Raw genomic sequence first — 295 nt, 5'->3', positions numbered from 1 at the left:
AGGGTGCGCCTCGTCGACCTGCTCGAACGGGCCGTCGGCGAGGTAGTCGCGGATCGTGTTCGGCAGCACGAAGTAGCCGTCGGCCAGGCCCTGCATCAGCGCCGAGGCGCCGAGGCGGTTGGCGCCGTGGTCGGAGAAGTTCGCCTCGCCGGTCACGAAGAGGCCGGGGATGTTGGACTGCAGGTCGTAGTCGACCCACAGGCCGCCCATGACGTAGTGCACGGCGGGGTAGATCCGCATCGGGACCTCGTAGGGGTTCTCGCCCGTGATCCGCTCGTACATGTCGAAGAGGTTG

General features: G+C 67.5%; 1 protein-coding gene. It reads right to left on the bottom strand.

What is annotated here, in order from left to right:
* Positions 1-295 (bottom strand): FAD-binding protein (locus QWY29_RS20060; RefSeq protein ID WP_300962998.1); only part of this gene is annotated, 295 nt, incomplete at both ends.

The organism is Nocardioides abyssi, assembly GCF_030412915.1.
Lineage (GTDB): Bacteria > Actinomycetota > Actinomycetes > Propionibacteriales > Nocardioidaceae > Nocardioides > Nocardioides abyssi.
This window is presented reverse-complemented; position numbering and strand designations above follow the sequence as displayed.